15 protein-coding genes, 1 rRNA gene and 2 pseudogenes are annotated in these 20,173 nt (G+C 71.3%); 3 read left to right on the top strand and 15 right to left on the bottom strand.

Going from position 1 to position 20,173, the window contains the following annotated elements:
* Positions 1 to 890 precede the first annotated feature (890 nt).
* From ARTHRO9V_RS01855 to ARTHRO9V_RS15955, 15 genes and pseudogenes are all read right to left on the bottom strand, one after another.
* A pseudogene (locus ARTHRO9V_RS01855) lies at positions 891 to 1,685 on the bottom strand (pseudouridine synthase); the annotation flags it as partial.
* Positions 1,675 to 2,313: an SMC-Scp complex subunit ScpB gene (gene scpB / locus ARTHRO9V_RS01850; protein WP_159825201.1), complete on the bottom strand. Its 639-nt coding sequence runs from the start codon at positions 2,311 to 2,313 to the stop codon at positions 1,675 to 1,677. The gene scpB and the pseudogene ARTHRO9V_RS01855, both read right to left, overlap by 11 nt.
* The gene (locus tag ARTHRO9V_RS01845) at positions 2,303 to 3,157 is read right to left on the bottom strand and encodes a ScpA family protein (RefSeq protein ID WP_123569911.1); all 855 of its coding nucleotides are present in this window, start codon (positions 3,155 to 3,157) and stop codon (positions 2,303 to 2,305) included. Before ARTHRO9V_RS01845 ends, scpB begins: the two co-directional genes overlap by 11 nt.
* A complete protein-coding gene (locus ARTHRO9V_RS01840; RefSeq protein WP_056044876.1) occupies positions 3,141 to 4,040 on the bottom strand; it encodes a ParA family protein in 900 nt (299 codons plus the stop codon). Before ARTHRO9V_RS01840 ends, ARTHRO9V_RS01845 begins: the two co-directional genes overlap by 17 nt.
* 175 nt (positions 4,041 to 4,215) lie before the next feature.
* Complete coding sequence (gene xerD, locus ARTHRO9V_RS01835; RefSeq protein WP_159825199.1) at positions 4,216 to 5,139, bottom strand: site-specific tyrosine recombinase XerD; 924 nt, start codon at positions 5,137 to 5,139, stop codon at positions 4,216 to 4,218.
* A 49-nt stretch (positions 5,140 to 5,188) separates the two neighbouring features.
* Entirely contained in the window at positions 5,189 to 5,761 is a 573-nt protein-coding gene (locus ARTHRO9V_RS01830; RefSeq protein ID WP_159825197.1) for an NUDIX hydrolase, read from the bottom strand.
* Positions 5,758 to 7,467 (bottom strand): CTP synthase, encoded by a 1,710-nt coding sequence (locus ARTHRO9V_RS01825; RefSeq protein ID WP_159825496.1) that lies wholly within the window; start codon positions 7,465 to 7,467, stop codon positions 5,758 to 5,760. Before ARTHRO9V_RS01825 ends, ARTHRO9V_RS01830 begins: the two co-directional genes overlap by 4 nt.
* A gap of 51 nt (positions 7,468 to 7,518) precedes the next feature.
* Positions 7,519 to 9,240, bottom strand: a complete 1,722-nt coding sequence (recN, locus tag ARTHRO9V_RS01820; protein ID WP_159825195.1) for a DNA repair protein RecN — start codon at positions 9,238 to 9,240, stop codon at positions 7,519 to 7,521.
* Positions 9,237 to 10,220: an NAD kinase gene (locus tag ARTHRO9V_RS01815; protein WP_236556878.1), complete on the bottom strand. Its 984-nt coding sequence runs from the start codon at positions 10,218 to 10,220 to the stop codon at positions 9,237 to 9,239. The genes recN and ARTHRO9V_RS01815 overlap by 4 nt, the downstream gene beginning before the upstream one ends.
* 5 nt (positions 10,221 to 10,225) lie before the next feature.
* On the bottom strand, positions 10,226 to 11,041 hold the full coding sequence (locus tag ARTHRO9V_RS01810; protein WP_123570738.1) for a TlyA family RNA methyltransferase: 816 nt from the start codon (positions 11,039 to 11,041) through the stop codon (positions 10,226 to 10,228).
* Positions 11,038 to 11,256: a hypothetical protein gene (locus ARTHRO9V_RS01805; protein WP_159825191.1), complete on the bottom strand. Its 219-nt coding sequence runs from the start codon at positions 11,254 to 11,256 to the stop codon at positions 11,038 to 11,040. The genes ARTHRO9V_RS01810 and ARTHRO9V_RS01805 overlap by 4 nt, the downstream gene beginning before the upstream one ends.
* 49 nt (positions 11,257 to 11,305) lie before the next feature.
* Positions 11,306 to 12,310, bottom strand: coding sequence for an HAD-IIA family hydrolase (locus tag ARTHRO9V_RS01800; RefSeq protein ID WP_233568298.1), 1,005 nt, complete (start codon positions 12,308 to 12,310; stop codon positions 11,306 to 11,308).
* On the bottom strand, positions 12,303 to 13,154 hold the full coding sequence (locus tag ARTHRO9V_RS01795) for a hypothetical protein (RefSeq protein WP_201298900.1): 852 nt from the start codon (positions 13,152 to 13,154) through the stop codon (positions 12,303 to 12,305). Before ARTHRO9V_RS01795 ends, ARTHRO9V_RS01800 begins: the two co-directional genes overlap by 8 nt.
* 788 nt (positions 13,155 to 13,942) lie before the next feature.
* Positions 13,943 to 14,057 (bottom strand): 5S ribosomal RNA (rrf, locus tag ARTHRO9V_RS01790).
* Positions 14,058 to 14,965: 908 nt separating this feature from the next.
* Positions 14,966 to 15,466: pseudogene (locus ARTHRO9V_RS15955) on the bottom strand (histidine kinase); the annotation flags it as partial.
* Positions 15,467 to 15,639: 173 nt separating this feature from the next.
* Here ARTHRO9V_RS15955 and ARTHRO9V_RS01770 point away from each other — a divergent pair.
* From ARTHRO9V_RS01770 to ARTHRO9V_RS01760, 3 genes are all read left to right on the top strand, one after another.
* Entirely contained in the window at positions 15,640 to 17,217 is a 1,578-nt protein-coding gene (locus ARTHRO9V_RS01770) for a cation:dicarboxylate symporter family transporter (protein ID WP_159825189.1), read from the top strand.
* Positions 17,218 to 17,422: 205 nt separating this feature from the next.
* The gene (locus tag ARTHRO9V_RS01765) at positions 17,423 to 18,424 is read left to right on the top strand and encodes a zinc-binding dehydrogenase (protein WP_159825187.1); all 1,002 of its coding nucleotides are present in this window, start codon (positions 17,423 to 17,425) and stop codon (positions 18,422 to 18,424) included.
* Entirely contained in the window at positions 18,421 to 20,103 is a 1,683-nt protein-coding gene (locus tag ARTHRO9V_RS01760) for an NAD(P)/FAD-dependent oxidoreductase (protein WP_236556836.1), read from the top strand. Before ARTHRO9V_RS01765 ends, ARTHRO9V_RS01760 begins: the two co-directional genes overlap by 4 nt.
* Positions 20,104 to 20,173: the final 70 nt, after the last annotated feature.

The following is a 20,173-nucleotide window of genomic DNA, read 5'->3' as shown; positions in this document are numbered from 1 at the left end:
CGCGCGCCACGGTCGTCTTCGCCCCGCTCCGCTGCGCCGCGGTCGACCCATCCGCGGTTGGTCGCCTTGCCGCCGGCACGGATGCCCGAGGGGCGTCCGGTACGCGGGTCGCGGTTGGCGTCGCGGTTCGGGTACCCCGCCGCGCGCTCTTCTCCAGGGCTCAGCGGACGGTCTCCACCACCTCGAGGCGCACGGTCGTCGCGCGAGACGAACCCGCCTCGCGAGCCGCGATCGTCGCGAGACACGAACCCACCGCGATCGTCACGACCGCGGCCGTCGTCGTTCCGCCCCTGGTAGCCCGGTCGTGCTCCCCCGCGGTCGTCACGTCCCTGGTACCCGCCGCGAGCCGGACGCTCGTCGCGCCCGCGACCGTCGTCGTTGCGACCTTGGTAGCCACCACGAGACTCGCCGCGGCCGTCATCGTTGCGGCCCTGGTAGCCACCACGAGATCCACCGCGGTCGTCGCGTCCCTGGTACCCGCCGCGAGCGGGACGCTCGTCACTGCCGTGGTAACCGGTGCGAGCCGGTCGTCCCTCGCGTCCGCGACCGTCGTCGTTGTTGCCCTGGTAGCCGCGCACGGGACGCTCGTCGCCCGAGCGTCCGTCGTGCCGGTTGCCCTGGTACCCACCTCGGGTCGGGCTCTCGTCGCGTTGACCGCGGCGCGCCTCCTGCTCTCGCCGGACCTGCGCCCGGCGCGAGGTCGACTCGGCCTGGTCGCGGGCCGCGGCACGGCGACGCTCGGCACGGGCATCGGTCGCGGGGTCGTACTCTTCGTCGTCCTCGTCGTAGTAGTCCTTCTCGACCTCGTCGTCGGCGAGGGCCAGCTCGACGACGTCAGCCTCGTCGACGGGGGCGTCGGGGCTCTCGGTGATCGGGGCGGCGTCGACCGTCGAGTCGGCCGTGGCGTCGCGCGAGATGGTGAGGATGGCCCCGAGCTCGACCTTGGTCAGCGAGCGCATGTGGCCGACCTTGAGCGTGCCGAGGTGCAGCGGGCCGAACGACCGGCGCACGAGGTCGATGACCGGGTGGCCGACGGCCTCGAGCATGCGACGGACGATGCGGTTGCGCCCGGAGTGCAGGGTGATCTCGATCAGCGACGAGTCGGACGAACGCGAGAGACCCGCGCCACCGGCGACGAGCGTCGCCTTGTCCGCCGCGATCGGGCCATCGTCGAGTTCGACGCCGGTCATGAGCTCGTTGAGCACGGCGGGCGTGACGACGCCCTTGACCTTCGCGATGTACGTCTTGGTGACGCCGAACGACGGGTGCGCGAGAACGTGCGCGAGCTCGCCGTCGTTGGTCAACACGAGGAGGCCGCTCGTCTCGACGTCGAGGCGGCCGACGTTGAAGAGGCGCTCTTCGTACTGCTCGGTGAACTGACGCAGGTCGGGCCGGCCGTTCTCGTCGCTCAGGGTGCTGACGATGCCGACCGGCTTGTTGAGCATGACGTAACGACGCGTGGCGTCGAGCTGCACGGCGCTGCCGTCGACGACGATCTTGTCTTTGGTCGGGTCGATGCGGCGGCCGGGTTCGGTGACGACCTTGCCGTTCACCGTCACCCGCCCGGCGGCGATCATGTCTTCGCTGACCCGGCGCGAGGCCACGCCCGCGGCCGCCATGACCTTCTGCAGGCGCTCGCCCGAGGCCAGCTCGGAGTCGTCGGAGGAGAACTGACTACGCGACATCGTCGAACCCCCCCTGGCCGTCCGAGAGCAGGGGCGAGATGAGCGGCAGCTCATCGAGCGAGTTGATGCCGAGATGGGTCAAGAGGAGGCCTGTCGTTTCGTAGTTGATGGCGCCTGTCTCGGGGTCGGTGGACGACTCCGTGATCAGACCGCGACCCAGCAGCGTACGGACGACCGAGTCGACGTTGACCGCCCGGATCTGGGCGATGCTGCTGCGGGTGATGGGTTGCTTGTAGGCGATGACCGCCAGCGTCTCGAGAGCCGCTGAGGACAGTTTCGTCGGGTTCTGCGTCAGCACGAAATCGCGCACGACCGGATCGTGCTCGTCACGGACGTAGAATCGCCAGCCGCCACCGACCTCACGCAGCTCGAAACCCCGTCGGATCGTGCCGTCGACACCGTCGAAATCGGCCACGAGCGTCGTGATCGCCTGCTGCACCACGGCGACGGGGGCGCCGACGGCGGTCGCCAGGTCGACGAGCGACTGCGGCTCGTCGGCGACCATCAACACCGCCTCGAGACGACGTGCGACGGCATCGGGTGACGACGGCGATTCGTCGACGGCCTGGACGACGTCGTCGTCGGCCGTCCCGACGGACGAGGAGGCGCGGGTCGCGTCAGCCCTCATAGTCGGCCCCCAGCGCCGCGAGGTTCTCTTCGGTCCAGGTCTCGGCCACCCAGCGCACGCTGAGTTCACCGAGCGGCTCGACCTGCTCGAACGAGATGGACGCGTGGCGGTACAACTCGAGCAGCGCGAGGAACCGGGCGACGACGACGCCCTTCTCGTCGATTCCCGCGACGAGCTGGCGGAAGGTGAGGACCGTCCCACGACGGAGCAGCGCCACGACGACGGCCGCCTGCTCGCGGATGCTGACCAGGGGGGCGTGGAGGTGGTCCAGGCCGACCGTGGGTGTCTCGCGCGGCGTCAGTGCGAGGGTGGCGAGCGCCGCGAAGTCGTCGGGCGAGAGCGTCCAGACGAGCTCGGGGGTCGTGACGCGGTACTTCTGTTCGAGCCGCACCGAGCGGGCGTGACGCGCCGCTTCGGCAGCGCCGTGCTGCGCGAACCACTCGGCGGCCTGCTTGAAGGCCCGGTACTGCAGCAACCGGGCGAAGAGCAGGTCGCGCGCCTCGAGCAGGGCGACGTCCTCGGCGTCGACGAGCTCGCCCTGGGGCAGCAGCCCCGCCACCTTGAGGTCGAGCAGCGTGGCCGCGACGACGATGAACTCGCTGGCCTGGTCGAGGTTCTCGTCGGTGTCGATGCGACGGAGGAACGACAGGAACTCGTCGGTCACGGCGCTGAGGGCGACCTCGGTGATGTCCATCTCACGCCTGCTGATCAGCGAGAGCAGCAGGTCGAACGGCCCGCTGAAGTTCTCGAGCCGCACCTCGAAGCCCGGCGAGACCTCCGGGCCCGCGAGGGCGGTCTCGTCGGCGCCGGCCTCGGCGGTCGCCGACTCAGGCCGCGGCACCACGCGCGATCAGCTCTCGGGCCAGCTGGCGGTAGGCCTGCGCCGCCGGGTGCTCGGGGGCGAACTTGGTGATCGGGGTGCCGGCGACCGAGGCGTCGGGGAACTTCACGGTGCGGCCGATGACGGTCTCGAGCACCTGGTCGTCGAACGCCTCGACGACGCGTTCGAGCACCTCGCGGCTGTGCAGCGTGCGCGAGTCGAACATGGTCGGCAGGATGCCGTCGAGGGTGATCGCGGGGTTGAGCCGGTCGCGCACCTTCTCGATGGTCTCGACGAGCAGGGCGACGCCGCGGAGGGCGAAGAACTCGCACTCGAGCGGGATGAGCACGCCGTGCGCCGCGGTGAGGGCGTTGACGGTCAGCAGGCCGAGCGAGGGCTGGCAGTCGATCAGGACGACGTCGTACTCGTCGCTGACCTGGCGCAGGATGCGCGCGAGGATCTGCTCGCGGGCGACCTCGTTGACGAGGTGCACCTCGGCGGCGGAGAGGTCGATGTTGGCCGGCATGACGTCGAGGTTGTCGACGCGGGTGGGCACGATGACGTCGTGCGCGTCCTTCACGGCACCGATCATCAGATCGTAGATCGTGGCCTGGTCGTGCGACTGCACGCCGAGGCCGGCCGTCAGCGCACCCTGCGGATCGAAGTCGATGGCCAACACGCGACGGCCGTACTCGGCGAACGCGGCACCGAGGTTGATCGTCGTGGTGGTCTTGCCGACGCCGCCCTTCTGGTTGCAGAGGGTGATGATGCGGGCCGGGCCGTGGCTCGACAGGGGCGCGGGAGTCGGGAACTCGGTGCGCGGGCGCCCGGTGGGGCCGTTCGCGGGGACGGTCGCCGGAGCGCTCTCGAAGAGGGCGGGGGTGCTCGAGGTCGGCTTGGTGCTCACGGGTACGAGAGTACCGGCGCCCCCCGACGCCGACGGGCTGCCGCGCCCGGCCCGTCACCAGGAAGCCTCATGCCTTGCTTGAGGGTTTTGCCTGGTCAGCGCCAGGTCGGGGCCGGGTCGGCCTTGGGTCCCCGCGTGGTGGGCGCCGGGTCGTCGTCGGGTCGTCGCCGGGTCGTCACGCGGGTGACGACGCCCACCGGGCACGCGGGTGCGCCGTCGAGTAGACGTCCCGCAACGCGTCCGCCGTCACCAGCGTGTAGATCTGCGTCGTCGCGACCGACGAGTGCCCGAGCAACTCCTGCACGACCCGGACGTCGGCCCCGCCCTCGAGCAGGTGCGTCGCGAACGAGTGCCGCAACGTGTGCGGCGACACCTCGATGCCGAGCTGCGCCCGGTCGGCCGCCGCCTGGATGATCAGCCACGCGTTCTGCCGGGACACCCGGGCCCCGCGCGTACCGAGGAACAGCGCGGGCGTCGGGTCTCCCCGCGGCGAGAACACCGGTCGGGCCCTCACCAGGTAGGCGTCGAGCGCCCGGCGCGCGTAGCTGCCGAGCGGGACGACGCGCTGCTTGTTCCCCTTGCCGAACAGGCGCACGACGTCGCCCTCGATCACGTCGTCGACGTTGAGCGACACGGCCTCGCTCACGCGTGCCCCCGTCGCGTAGAGCAGCTCGAGCAGGGCCTTGTCGCGCAGCCGGGTCGGTTCGTTACCGTCCGTCGCGGCGAGCAGCGCCTCGACCTGACCAACCGAGATCGCCTTGGGCAGGCGACTCGGCAGCTTGCGCGGCCGGGTGGTGGCTGCCACGTCCGCCGCGACCAGCCCCTCCTCGAGCGCGAAGCGGTGGAAACCGCGCACCGACGACAACACCCGGGCCACCGAGGAGGCGCCGAGCGGCTTCTCGGCGCGGGTCGCCAGAGCCGCGGGGAACGTCGCGACGTCCGCGGCCTCGACCTCGTCCAGGGTGCGCCGTCCGGCCTCCGCCAGGTGCGCTCGCCAGAGGACGAGGTCGCGGCGGTACGCGGCGGTCGTGTTCGGGCTGAGACCGCGCTCGACCGAGACGTGTCTCAGGTACCTGTCCAGCGCCTCCTCGATCGTCACGAGGTCAGGCTACGGCCGGGACCGCCGTGCCACCTCGGCGACGCACGCCTCAGCGGGACGCGACCGCGGCGAGCGCCGCGATGCTGAGGATCGAGTTGTGCAGCCGGCCGGCCAGCACTCCGTCGACGATCTCGTCGAGCGAGACCCAGCGCTTCTCGATGTCGGCCTCTTCGTCGCTCCGCTCGAACGCGTCCGCCGTGGCGCCGACGCCGGTCGCCCGGAAGACCGTGACCATCTCGTCGTTGCCGCCGGGTGTGGTGTGGAACGAGACGAGCTCGTCCCAGTTCGTCGCCTGCAGGTCGGCCTCTTCGGCGAGCTCGCGCTTCGCGGCGTCGAGCTTGCTCTCGCCCTCGGCGTCGAGCAGGCCGGCGGGCAGTTCCCAGTCGCGGGAGCGGATCGGGTGCCGGTACTGCTTGATCACGAGCACGCGCTGCTGGTCGTCGACGGCCAGCACCGCCACGGCACCGGTGTGCGCGACGTACTCGCGCACCATCGGCGAGCCGTTGTAGTCGACGGTGTCGCGCTTGACGTTCCAGACCGCGCCTTCGAAGACGACCTCGGACTTCGTGATCGTCGGCGACGCCGGTTCGTCGGCGAGCGGCTCGCCGGTCGCGTCGGTCACGCGACGACCTCGGCGGCGTCGGCTTCGTCGGCGAACAGCTTGCTCGCATCGTGGCGCTCGAGCGACGCCGCCACGAGCCCGGCGAACAGCGGGTGCGCGTCGTTGGGGCGGGACCGCAGTTCGGGGTGGGCCTGCGTCCCGATGTAGAACGGGTGGACGTCGCGGTCGAGTTCGACGTACTCGACGAGCGTGCCGTCGGGTGAGGTGCCCGAGAAGCGCAGGCCCGCGTCGGCGATCTGCTGACGGTACTGGTTCGAGACCTCGTAGCGGTGACGGTGACGCTCGGACACCAGCTCGGACCCGTAGAGGTCGGCGGCGAGCGAACCCGGCGTCAACGCGGCCGGGTAGAGGCCGAGGCGCATGGTGCCGCCCAGGTCACCGTCGGCGATGATGTCGACCTGCTCGGCCATGGTCGCGACCACCGCGTACTCGGTGTCGGGGTCGAACTCGGACGAGGAGGCGCCGGTCAGGCCGGCCTCGTTGCGCGCGTACTCGATGACCATGCACTGCAGGCCGAGGCACAGGCCGAGTGCCGGCAGGCCGTTCTCGCGGGCGAAGCGCAGCGCACCGAGCTTGCCCTCGATGCCGCGGATGCCGAAGCCACCGGGCACGCAGATGCCGTCCACCTGGCTGAGGGCCTTCGCGGCGCCCTCGGCGGTCTCGCAGTCGTCGGAGGGTATCCAGGTCAGCGACACCTTGGTCTGGTGTGCGAACCCGCCGGCTTTGAGGGCCTCGGTGACCGAGAGGTAGGCGTCGGGCAGGTCGATGTACTTGCCGACCAGGCCGATCGTGACCTCGTGCTTCGGCTCGTGGACGGCGGTCAGGACGGGCTGCCAGCCCGACCAGTCGACCTCGCCGGCCTTCTCGTCGAGGCCCAGGTGGTCGATGATGTACGCGTCGAGCCCCTGGTCGTTGAGCATGGCCGGGATGTCGTAGATGCTCGCGACGTCCTTCGCGTTGACCACGGCGTCCTCGTCGACGTCGCACATCAGGGCGATCTTCTTCTTGTTGCTCTCGCTGACCGGACGGTCGCTGCGCAGCACGAGGGCGTCGGGCTGGATGCCGATCGAGCGCAGGGCCGCGACGCTGTGCTGGGTCGGCTTGGTCTTCTGCTCCCCCGACGCGCCCATGTAGGGCACGAGGGAGACGTGCACGAAGAAGACGTTCTTGCGACCGAGCTCGTGGCGCACCTGACGGGCGGCCTCGATGAACGGCTGGCTCTCGATGTCGCCGACCGTGCCGCCGACCTCGGTGATGATCACGTCGGGCTTGGGGTCGTCGTCGGCCTGCTGGCGCATGCGCCGCTTGATCTCGTCGGTGATGTGCGGGATGACCTGCACGGTGTCACCGAGGTACTCGCCGCGTCGTTCCTTCGCGATGACGGTCGAGTAGATCTGCCCCGTCGTGACGTTCGCCGACTGGCCGAGGTCGATGTCGAGGAACCGCTCGTAGTGGCCGATGTCGAGGTCGGTCTCGGCGCCGTCGTCGGTGACGAAGACCTCACCGTGCTGGAACGGGTTCATGGTGCCCGGATCGACGTTCAGGTACGGATCGAGCTTCTGCATGACGACCCGCAACCCGCGGGCCGTGAGCAGATTGCCCAGGCTGGCGGCCGTCAGGCCTTTTCCGAGGGAGGAGACGACGCCTCCGGTGACGAAGATGTGCTTCGTCGTGCTGGCATCTGGACCCGAGTTCTCAACGTTCACCACGGGATTCCATCCTATGTCACACCGAGCCGTTCCGACAGACCACGCCTGTTACGAACGTGTGTCGGCCGTGGCCGGTCGTCGGGCCGACGAGGCGAGTTCGAGCAGTTCACGGGCGTGTTCGAGACCGCTGGAGCTGTCGGGCAGCCCTGAGAGCAGACGGGCCATCTCGGCGACGCGCTCGTCGCCCTCGAGCTGGTGCACGCTGCTCGCCGTCACCTCGCCCGAGGCGTCCTTCACGACGCGGAGGTGGTTGGTGGCGAACGCGGCGACCTGGGCCAGGTGCGTCACCACGATGACCTGTGCCCGTTCGGCGAGCGCCGCCAGGCGTCGGCCGATCTCGATCGCGGCCGAACCGCCGACGCCGGCGTCGACCTCGTCGAAGACGAAGGTGGGCACGTCGCTCGACCCGGCCATGACGACCTCGAGCGCGAGCATGACGCGCGAGAGTTCGCCGCCGGACGCGCCCTTGCCGAGGGGGCGGGGCTCGCTGCCGGGGTGCGGCCTCAGCAGGAGCGACACGACGTCGCCGCCGCTCGTCCCGAGCTCGTCCCGAGGCGAGACCTCGACGACGATCTCGGCACCGGTCATGGCGAGGGCGCTCAGCTCGGCGCTGACCCGCGTCGAGAGGTCGGCCCCGGAGGCGCGGCGCAGGTCCCCGAGGACGCCCGCCCGTCGTTCGGCCTCGGCCCGCACCTCGGCGACCTCGTCGTCGAGGTGCGCGAGGCGGTCGTCGTCGCCGTCGAGCTCGACCAGGCGTCGGCTGCCGTCGTCGAGGAGGCGGATGACGTCGTCGAGGGTGGGGCCGTACTTGCGGACGAGCCCGGCGAGGTCCGCGCGCCGGGTCTGCACCGACTCGAGTTCGACGGCCACGTCGGCGTCGAGGGTGCCGAGGTAGCTCGACAGGCGGGAGGCGGATTCGCCGACCTGCACGCTGACCTCGGCCAGCAGGTCGGCGATGGGCTCGAGCGCCGGGTCGTGCGGGGCGACGCGTTCGATCTGACGGCGTGCCTCCTCCACGAGGGAGACGACGTCGCGGGTCCCGTCGACCGCGTCGGTCGAGAGCACCTCGTGGGCGAGGCCGGCTGCCAGCCTGAGGTCTTCGGCGTTGCTGAGTCGCTCGGCCGCGGCATCGAGCTCGTCGAGTTCGCCGGCCACGGGGGCGAGGCCTTCGATCTCGTCGATCGCGGCCCGCAGGGTGTCGGCCTCGTCACGTCGGGCGTCGCGGTCGCGGGTGATCTCGTCGAGTTCTGCTCGGGCGGCCAGCCAGGCGTCGTACGCGCCACGGTAGTGTGCGGCAGCCTCGGCGAGGGCGGCCCCGCCGTGCGCGTCGACGGCCGCGCGCTGGGCGGCAGCGGACTTCAGTCGGATCTGCTCGGACTGGCCGTGGACCACCACGAGGTGGTCGGCGAGGTCGCCGAGCACACCGATCGGGGCCGTGCGTCCGCCGACCACCGCACGGCTACGTCCCTCGGCCGAGACCACACGACTGAGGAAGAGCTCGCCGTCGTCGACGTCGCCGCCCGCGTCCCGGACGCGCTCGACGATGGCCCCCTCGGCAGGGACCAACCAGCGCCCGTCCACGACGGCCTGGGGGCTGCCCGAACGGACGACGCCGCTCTCGGCACGCTGACCGAGCAGCAGGCCGAGCGCCGAGACGACCATGGTCTTGCCCGCCCCCGTCTCGCCGGTGACGGCCGTGAAGCCGGGGCCGAGCGGCAGGGTCGCGCGACCGATCACGCCGAGGTCGCGGATCGAGATCTCTTCGATCATCGGTCGCCCTCGCGGGCCGGATCGGACGTGGTCGGGGTGATGGTGGCCCCGACGGCGACGTCCTCGACGGTGGCCGGTCCGCGCCAGCCCGTGACGGGGAGCTGGAACTTGGCCACGAGGCGATCGGTGAACGGGCCCGTCCGCAGGCGGGCCAGTCGCACGGGCTGGTCGGAGCGGCTGCACTCGACCCGGGCCCCCGGGGGCAGGTCGTGCTCTCGGCGACCGTCACACCACAGGATGCCGCGAGCATCCGTGCGGCTGAGCACCTCGACGGCGAGCACCGAGTCGGGCCCGACGACGAGAGGTCGGGCGAAGAGCGCGTGGGCACTGAGCGGCACGAGCAGCAACGCCTGCACGGCAGGCCACACCACCGGGCCGCCGGCCGAGAACGAGTAGGCCGTCGAGCCGGTCGGCGTGGACATGACCACGCCGTCGCAGCCGAACGACGACAGGGGACGACCGTCGACCTCGATGACGACCTCGAGCATGCGCTCGCGTGAGGCCTTCTCGACCGTGGCCTCGTTCATGGCCCAGGTCTCGTAGACGACCTCGTCACCGTTGGTGACCTTGACGTCGAGCGCGAACCGCTCCTCGACCTCGTAGTCGGCCGCGAGGACGCGGGCGACGGTGTCGGCCATCTCGTCGCGCTCGCTCTCGGCCAGGAACCCGACGTGGCCGAGGTTGACCCCGACGATGGGAGCGCGGGTACCGCGGATCAACTCGGCGGCACGGAGGATCGTGCCGTCGCCACCCAGGACGATGACGCATTCGAGGTCGTCACAGGCCACGCCGTCGAACAGGATCTCGACGTCGTCGATGGCGGCCGTGGGCTGTGCCCGACGGATGTCGTCCCACTCGTCGCGGGGAAGGACGGGAACCACACCGGCGTCGCCCAACAGCCCGCAGACCTCGAGGGCGGCGTCGATGGAGTCGGGACGCCCCGTGTGCGAGACGACCAGGATGTGTCGGGTCGAAGAGATGTCGTTCACCCTCTCGTCAAGCTGTCGGCCGTGCTGAGCCATTCTGTCGGATTCGTCCCGACCGAGGCCGAGAAGTGCACACAGTACTCGCGGTTGCCCGAGCCGCCGACGATCGGGGACGAGATGAGCCCGGCCGTGCCGAGCCCCAGGTCGTGGGCGGCCCACAACACCGTGGTGACGGCCTCGTTCCGCAGCACGGGGTCGAGCACGAGGCCTTCACGGACGCCCTGTCGGCCGACCTCGAACTGCGGCTTGATCAGCAGGACGAAGTCGTTGTCCACACCCACGCTCGCCACGAGTGCGGGCAGCACCATCGTCAGGGAGATGAACGACACGTCGGCCACCACGAGCGACACCGAGGAGGCGCGGGTCGTCAACGCCGCGAACCGCTCGGCCGTCAGGTAGCGCGCGTTCTCGCCCTCGACGATCGTGACCCGCGGGTCGAAACGAACCGGGTTGGCCAACTGACCGTGGCCGACGTCGAGGGCGACCACGTGCTCGGCCCCGCGCTCGAGGAGGACCTGCGTGAACCCGCCCGTGGACGCTCCGACGTCGAGGGCCGTCCGGCCCGTGGGGTCGACCCCGAACGCGTCCAGCGCGCCAAGGAGCTTGTGTGCCGCACGACTCACGTAGTGGTCGAGGCCGGCGACGGCGACATCGTCCGACTCGCCCACCCGAGCGGACGCCTTGACCACTCCCACGCCGTTGACGGTCACCAATCCGTCCGACAACAAGCGGGCGGCATGCGTCCGTGACCGGGCGAGACCACGCCGGGCGAGAACCGAGTCGAGTCGATCCCCCGGCGCTTCGGCGGCCGTCATCGACCGCCCTGACCGATGTCGTCGGTGGTGCCCTCGAGCACGGCGCGGAGCTCGTCGTGGATCGCGGCGAAGGCCTCGGCCCGCGAGGCCAAGGGGAGGGACTCGATGCCCGACAGCTGCTCGGCGGACGCCACCTGCGCCTCCTGACGGTCTGCGGCGTCCACGACGTCGAGGTCGGTGTCGTCGCGGACGGTCGCGTCGGGATGGTCGCTCATGGTGTCGTCCAGACTAGCCGCCGCCCCTGACGGGTCGGATCGGGAGCGATCAACCGTCGGCGTGCAGCTTCGGGTCGACGTCGAGCCCGTAGATGGCCTTGCCTGTCCCCCACACCGCGGCGGCCCCGGCGCGCAGCAGGTCGACGGGGTCGCCTCCGTCGGACAACACCCGCACCACGTGACCGCGGACGGCGACGCTCGCGCCGCGGACCGTGACGACGTGCACGTCCTCTTCGTCGTGTTCGACGGTGTCGGGATACGGCTGGTCCAACTCACGGAGGTCGCCGACGATGAAGTCCGGCCGGGACTTCGCGTCGGCGGCGAGCACCTGCTTCGCGCCGTCGATGCCGGTCAGCACCAGGATCGAGACGAGTCCCGCGGCGTTCGCGCCGACGATGTCGGTGTCGAGCCGGTCCCCGATGAACGCGGCCTTCGTCGCCCCGAACCTCTCGACGGCCGCGGTGAAGATCGGCGTCTCGGGCTTGCCGGCGGTCACGGGCAGACGCCCGACGGCCGTGTGGACCGCGGACACCAGCGTTCCGTTGCCGGGCGCTACACCACGCTCCTGCGGGATCGTCCAGTCCGTGTTCGTCGCGATCCACGGGATGCCCGTGTGCAAGGCGAAGGACGCCTCGGCGAGCTGCGCCCATCCGACGTCGGGGCTGAAACCCTGCACGACCGCAGCGGGCGCGTCGTCGGCCGAACGGGTGACGACGAAGCCCTCGGCCTCGAGCACCGACGTCAGGCCCTCGCCGCCGACGACCAGCACCGTCGAGCCGGCGGGCACGGCATCGACGAGGAGGCGCACAGCGGCCTGCGGGGACGTCACCACGTCGTCCGCGCCCACCTCGAGTCCGTAACCGGCCAGTTGACCGGCCACCGTCTCGGCGGTCCGCGACGCGTTGTTCGTGACGTACCCGACCCGACGGGTGCGAGCCAGATCCGTCAGGCTCTCGACCGCGTGCTCGATGGCGTGCCGCCCCCGGTAGACGACCCCGTCGAGGTCGGCGAGGACGGTGTCGACGCCGTCGAGGGGCGTGATCGCGTCAGGCACGGTCGTCGTCGGCGTGGTCCGTGCCCTGCGGGGCCGTCTCGGGATCGGCAGTCTCATCGTGCTGGCCCTGCTCTTCATCGTGCTGCTCGTCCGTCTGGTCGTCCGGACGCTGCTCGGGTCCGTCCAGGTCGTCGGTGCCGCCCTGAGGCTCCACTGACACCTCGCCGGGCTCGCCGAGTGCCGGCTCACCGGACTCGTCAGACTTGGGTTCATCGGACTCTTCGGTGGTCAGCTCAGCGGGCTCGTCGAGGACGACGGGTCGTTCGTCCGAGAATTCGACGTCCTCCTCGACGATCTCCACGGTCTCGCCGTCGGCGCCACCGTGTTCGAGAGCCGCGAGAGCGTCCTCGGCCCGGTCGGCGAGTTCGAGCCACTTCTCGCCCTCGTCGGGGCGACCAAGATCCTCGAGGACCGTGCCGTAGGCGGCGAAGAGGGCCGGGCTGTAGCTGAACGCCTTCGTCCGGTCGAGTTGGGGGATCTCGAGCTCGCCCAGAGCAGCTTGGGGTTGGCCGAGGTCGAGACGTGCACCCGACATCGCGATGGCCAGTGAGACGCGCACCTGGACGTCGAGTGTCGACACGTCGACGGACCGCCCGAGCTCGAGCGCCCGCTCGGGACGACCCAGACCCCGTTCACTGTCGACCATGAGAGGCAACTGGTCATCACGGCCCGAGATGCGACGGTAGGTGCGTAGTTCGCGGAGGGTGAGGGCGTAGTCCCCCACCTGGTAGGCCGTGATGGCGATCGTCTCGCGGACGACGGAGATGCGCCCGGCCCGACGTCCTGCCGACAGGGCGTGCTTGTGGGCCTCCTCCGGGTCCTCGTCGATCAGACGACCAGCCATGACCAGGTGCTTGGCCACCCAGTCCGCGTTCTCCTTGCTGAGCGTCTTGAGCTCACCACGGGCGACCTTGTCGAGATCACGGGGCTCGACGTCATCCGGGACGTGCGCGACCTCTTGCGCCGGACGGACCGACTTGATGCCGAACGGGTCACGGTCTTCCGGGGTCTCGCGGGGCGTCCAGCCCTCTCGACGATCGCCACGTCCCGTCGAACCGGCACGAGGACCTGCTCCGCGACGATCGTCGCCACCCGGGCGACCACCGCGCTGCGGACGGTCGCCGGACGACGGACGATCTCCCCGCTGAGGCCGGTCACCATGCGAGGGACGATCCCCGCGCTGCGGCCGATCACCGTAGGACGGACGATCCCCGCGCTGTGGGCCGCCGCTCGAGGGTCGTCCCCCGCTGGGACGTCCGTTGGTGGGTCGTCCCTCGGAAGGACGGTCGCCGCGCGGGGGACGCCCGCCAGCCGGGCGATCGCTCGAGGATCGACTCCGGTCACCGAACGAGGGCCGGCCTGTGCCCCCACCGCGGTTCGCTCCCCCGCTGCCAGAGCCCGAGGAGGGACGGCGTGGGCCGTCCTTGCGGTCGTCGTCGTCGCGATCAGTCACCGAAGTGCTCCTCTGTTGTTCTCTGCCAGCTGTCGAGTTGTGAAGGGTCGACTCTACCAAAGCGACCACGACTGCAGGAGGCGCGGTTCGGCTGGGCGAGATTCGTCCCGTAACGCAGAAAAGCCGCCCCAACTGGGGCGGCTCTTCTGGTGTTTCGTGTGCTGTTCGCACTAAAAGGAGTCCGGCGGTGTCCTACTCTCCCACAAGGTCCCCCTTGCAGTACCATCGGCGCTGAGAGTCTTAGCTTCCGGGTTCGGAATGTGACCGGGCGGGGTCGGGGCGTCGAGGGTCGGGGCGACCGCGTCGAAGGCGTTGTCGACGAGGTTGCCCAGGATCGTGACGAGGTCCCCGGGCTCGACGTCGATCGTCCCCAGGTCGGGCTCGACGTCGACGCGCAGGTCGATCGACCGTTCGCGGGCCTGTGCCGCCTTGCCGAGCAGCAGGGCGGCGAGCGTCGGCTCGTCGATCGCGGCCACGACCCGGTCGGCGAGCCGCTGGCCGAGGTCGAGCTCGTCGGCCGCGAACCGGAGGGCCTCGTCGCCACGCCCGAGCTCGATCAGCGACACGATCGTGTGCAACCGGTTCGAGAACTCGTGGGTCTGCGAGCGCAGCGCGTCCGAGAGGGTGCGCATGGTCTCGACCTCGCCGGTGAGGTGGGTGAGCTCGGTGTGGTCGCGCAGGGTCGTCACGGTCCCGAGCGTGCGGCGGGAGCGCGGGCGGGTGGCGCCGGTGACCGGTGCCGCGCCTCCTGACGGTGTCGCGCCTCCTCGTCCGGTCGAGGGCGACGGGTGGGACGGGCCCTCGGTGGGTTCGGTGACCTCCTGGTTCACGACCAGCACGCGGTCGTCGGTCACGTGCACCTCGTCGGAGGCGCGGCGTCCGGAGGCGAGCAGCTCGCGGAGCGAGTCGGGCAGCTGCAGGTCGGTCAGCGGGACGGGAGCGGCGATGCCCCCGGGCGGCAGGTCGAGCAGCTCGGCCGCCTGGTCGTTGTAGAGCGTCAGCCGGCCGCGGTCGTCGACGAGCACGAGACCCTCGCGCACGGAGTGCAGCACGCCTTCGTAGTACGCGAACATCCGAGCGAGTTCCTCCGGGCCGCGGCCCCAGGTCACCCGCCGCAGGTACCGGCTGAGCAGCCACGAGACGATGCCGCCGAGCACCACGGTCGCCCCGGCGGCCGCGAACACGAGCGGCAGCCGCTCACCGACCGACTGCGTGATGGTATCGACCGTGACCCCGGCCGACACGAGGGCGACGACCTCGCCGTCGCCCTCGATCGGCACGACCGCGCGCACCGACGGGCCGAGGGTGCCGGCGTAGGTCTCGGTGAACGACCGCCCGCGGAGGGCCGGGGCGATCGTGCCGACGAACGGGCGGCCGATCTCGTCGGGGTCGGGGTGCGTCAGGCGCGTGCGGTCGGGCCGCATGATCGTGACGAAGTCGGTCGACGTGTCGCTCATCAGGGCCACGGCGTAGGGCTGCAGACGGGCGCTCGGGTCGGACGTCCCCATCGCGTCGACGACGTACGGGTTGTCGGCGATCGAGGTGGCGAGCGCCAGGCAGGCCCGTGCCGCCGAGCGATCGGCGTCGTCGCGGGCCGACCGGATCGTCCAGGCCGTCGCCAGCAGGGTCACGGCGACGACGAAGACCACGAGCAGGGCGAACAGCCGGGTGGCGATGCTCCACCGGGTGGGGTCGACGGTCATCTCTGGCGGGCTCCTCGCTGCGCTGCGGCCGGGGTCCATCATGACGCACCACCGGCGCGACCAGTATGACCACAACGTCGACGCCCACCCGGCGACCGGCGAGAGTCGCGGCGACGAACCCCGCACGACCGACGACGACGACGCCGCCGGTCACGAGCTCGAGGAAGACCCCCATGGCAAAGACGCACAAGGGCCCGCAGACCCCCACACCCGGCGGAACGACGACGACGGGCGGCGTCCGCCCCCGGCGCCGGATCGACCGCTCGCACTGGCTCTACATCGCGGTGATCGTGGCCGTCGCGGCCGGCATCGTCGTCGGCCTCACGGCACCCGAGGTCGCCGTGCAGCTGAAACCGATCGGCACCGCCTTCGTGTCGCTCATCTCGATGATGATCGCGCCGGTGATCTTCTGCACGATCGTGCTCGGCGTCGGCTCCATCGCCAAGGCCGCGACCGTCGGCAAGGTGGGCGGGCTCGCGCTCGGCTACTTCATCGCGATGTCGACCTTCGCCCTGGCCATCGGCCTCGTGGTCGGCAACCTGATCCACCCGGGCGAGGGCCTGATGATCGGCTCGACCGGATACGAGGCGCCCGCCGCCGAGGAGGCCGGTGGCACGGCGGGCTTCCTGCTCGGCATCATCCCCGAGACGCTGGTGTCGTCGCTGACCAGCGGCTCCATCCTGCAGACGCTGTTTGTGGCCCTGCTCGTCGGCTTCGCCCTGCAGCGCATGGGCGATCGCGGCGCGACCATCCTCGAGGGCGTCCGCAACCTGCAGGTGCTGGTGTTCCGCATCCTCGCGATGATCATGTGGGTCGCCCCGATCGGTGCGTTCGGTGCGATCGCCGCGGTGGTCGGCGAGACCGGCGTCGCCGCCATCGTGGCGCTCGGCACCCTGATGGTCGCCTTCTACATCACGTGCATCCTCTTCGTCGCCGTCGTGCTCGGCACGATCCTCAAGCTCGTCACGGGCGTCAACATCTTCCGGGTGATGAAGTACCTCGGACGTGAGTACCTGCTGATCGTCTCGACCTCGTCGAGCGAGGTCGCGCTGCCCCGCCTCATCGCCAAGATGGAGCACCTCGGCGTCTCGAAGCCCGTCGTCGGCATCACCGTGCCGACCGGCTACTCGTTCAACCTCGACGGCACCGCGATCTACCTGACCATGGCGTCGCTCTTCATCGCCAACGCCATGGGCACGCCGCTCAACGTCGGCGAGCAGGTCTCGCTGCTGCTGTTCATGATGATCGCCTCGAAGGGAGCCGCCGGCGTCACGGGTGCCGGCATCGCCACCCTCGCGGGAGGCCTGCAGGCACACCGCCCCGACCTGGTCGACGGCGTCGGCGTCATCGTCGGCATCGACCGGTTCATGTCCGAGGCGCGCGCCCTGACCAACTTCACGGGCAACGCCGTCGCGACGATCCTCGTCGGCACCTGGACGAAGCAGATCGACAAGGACCGCGTCGAGACCGTGCTGTCGGGTCGCGCGCCCTTCGACGAGGCGACCATGAACGCGGACGGTCACGGCGCCTCCTCGGGGTCGGACTCGGGCTCGGGTTCGGACTCCGCTTCGGCCGGCCCGGCCGCCGCGCGCCTGCTCGACGGTCGCGCGGGTGGGCTGGGCTCGCTCGAGGGCACCTCGCCCGACCGCATCTCGACCGGCTCGTTGCACGCCATGGTCGGCACCGACGGTCGGCGGGCGGACGAGCACCTCGCCGACGCCGCCGCGGACGACGAGCCCCGTCGCGGGTAGGACCCGCCTCGGACCCCAAGTCGTGGCCGAGACCCCCGTGCGTGCGCGGGGGTCTCGGCGACGTCCCGGGGTCTCGCCGTCGGCCCGCCGACCCGCGGCGGGTGCAGCGTGCAACATCCGTGTCGGAGGCGTACCGTCGCACCCGATGTGCGGTCACGCCCCGCGGTCAGAGCCGACCGACCGGGCCCCGCAGGACGGAGCCACCATGCTCGCCGGACGCCTCGACGTCAGCACCCGCCACTTCTCGGTCACCGAGGTGCCCACCCCCGACGCCGGCCCGGGGCAGGTGCGCATCGCCGTCGCCGCCGCCGGCGTCTGCCTCAGCGACGTGCACCTGATCCAGGGGTCGCTCACGCCGCTGCACCTGCCGGGCGACACCGTCACCCTCGGCCACGAGGTGGCCGGCACGGTCGACCAGGTGGGCGACGGCGTCACGCACGTCGCCGTCGGCGACCGCGTGCTGCTGCAGGCCGGTGAGGAGCGCGACGGCCAGGTCTTCACCCGCGGCGTCGACTACGACGGCGGGTGGGCCGAGTTCGCCGTGGCCCGCGCCGACACGGTCGTGAAGATCCCGGACTCCCTCCCGTTCGAGCAGGCCTGCTTCATCCCCGACGCCGTGTCGACTCCCTGGGCCGCGCTCACCACGACCGCCGACACCCGGCCCGGCACGGCGGTCGGCGTCTGGGGCGTCGGCGGCCTCGGCGCCCACGCCGTCCAGCTGCTCTCCCTGCTCGGAGCCGCGCCGATCGTCGCGGTCGACCCCCTGCCCGGTGCCCGGGCCCGGGCGCTCGAGTTCGGTGCGGACCTCGCGCTCGATCCCGCCGACCCGGACTTCGCCGTGGCGCTCGGCCGGGCGACCGGTGGCCGCGGACTCGCCCGGGCCTTCGACTTCGCGGGGGTGCCCGCCGTGCGCGAGCAGGCCATCGCCTGCCTCGGATACCGGGGACGGTTGACGCTCGTCGGCCTGTCGGACCAGCCGATCACGATCACCGACGGCACGAAGTTCAGCTTCCTGCAGCAGCAGGTCCTCGGCCACTACGGCTCCGAGCCTGCCGACGTCACCACGCTCGTCGCGCTGGCGGCCCGGGGGAGGCTCGACTTCGCGAAGTCGGTCAGCGCGACCGTGCCGCTGGCCGAGGCCGAGCGGGCGGTGCAGATGCTCGAACGCAAGGAAGGCGACCCGATCCGGATCGTGCTGGTCCCGTGAGCGACGCGACCCGCGCCTCCTCGGTCCCGGGCGAGGGTGACGACCGCCCCGCCGGTGGTGACGACCGCCCCGCCGGTGGTGACGACCGCCCCGCCGGTGGCGACGACCGCCCCGCCGGTGGCGACGACCGCCCCGCCGTGGGAGGCGTCGAACACGTCGACCTGCTCGTCGTCGGCGCCGGCCTGTCCGGAGTCGGCGTGGCGGCGCAGCTCCGCCGGGACTTCCCCGGCCGCAGCCTGGCCGTCGTCGAGGCCCGCGCGGCGATCGGCGGCACCTGGGACCTCTTCCGCTACCCGGGGGTCCGATCGGACAGCGACATGTTTACCCTCGGCTACGGGTTCCGACCCTGGCGCGACGCGCGGGCGATCGCCCCGGGCGAGGCGATCAGGGAGTACGTCCGTGACACGGCCGACGAGACGGGCGTCGCCGGGCTGATCCGGTTCGGGCACCGCGTGGTCGCGGCCGACTGGTCCTCCGCCGAGGCCCGGTGGACCGTCACGATCGAGGTCGCGAGCGCGGTGGCAGCGGACGCGTCGTCCACCGCCGGCGAGGAGCCGAGCGCAGGAGGCGCGGGTGCCGCCCCGGCGGCTCGTCGCGTCACGATCACGTGCTCGTTCTTGTTCGTCTGCTCGGGGTACTACCGCTACGACGAGGGCTGGTCGCCCGCGTTCCCGGGGCAGGACTCGTTCGCCGGACGCGTCGTGCACCCCCAGCACTGGCCGGAGGACCTCGACGTGAGCGGCAAGCGCGTGGTCGTGATCGGATCGGGGGCGACGGCGGTGACCCTGGTGCCCGCCCTCGCCGAGGGCGCCGAGCAGGTCACCATGCTGCAACGTTCGCCGACCTACGTGCTGTCCCTTCCCTCGCGCCGGAAGGAGCCCCGCGCCTGGCGTCGGCTGCTGCCACAGGCCGTCGACGACCGGCTGATCCGGTGGCGCAGCATCGGCATGGCCTTGCTCAGCTTCCAGACGAGCAGGCGCTCTCCCGAGAAGATGAAGGCGTTCCTCCGGGCGCAGGTGGCACGGCGCCTGCCGGACGACTTCGACGTCGACCGGCACTTCCAGCCGAGCTACGACCCGTGGGACCAGCGTCTCTGCATCACCCCGGACGGCGCGCTGTTCCGGGCGTTGCGCTCGGGGTCGGCGTCGATCGTGACCGACGACATCGACTCGTTCACGGCCGACGGCATCCGGGTGGCCGGTCGCGACGGCCAGCGGGCGCACGAGCTGCCCGCGGACGTCGTCGTCACGGCGACCGGGCTCAACCTGTTGCTGTTCGGCGGCATGCGGTTGTCGGTCGACGGGGTGGAGGTCGACCCGGCGACCCAGCTGACCTACAAGGGGTTCATGCTCTCGGGGGTGCCGAACCTCGCGTTCGCCATCGGCTACACGAACGCGTCGTGGACGCTGAAGATCGACCTCGTCGTGCACTACGTCGCCCGGCTGCTGCGTCACGCCGATCGTCACGGGTACCGGTCGGCCGTGCCGATCGCGCCGGAGCGGCCGGGACCGACGAGCCCGCTGATCGACCTGACGAGCGGGTACGTGTCGCGCGGGGTGCACCTGATGCCCCGGCAGGGATCGCGGTCACCGTGGCGGATGCACCAGAACTACCCACGCGACGTCTGGTTGATGCGGCACAGCACCCTGACCCGGGACGGCATGCGGTTCGAGCGCTGAGCGAGCCCCGGCGGTCTCGCGTCGGACGACGCGGTGGCCCGCCGGGCGACGACGCGGCGGCCCGCCGGGG

It is taken from the genome of Frigoribacterium sp. 9N, assembly GCF_902506305.1.
Lineage (GTDB): Bacteria > Actinomycetota > Actinomycetes > Actinomycetales > Microbacteriaceae > Frigoribacterium.
The sequence above is the reverse complement of the archived record's forward strand: the minus strand, read 5'-3'. Positions and strand labels throughout refer to the sequence as shown.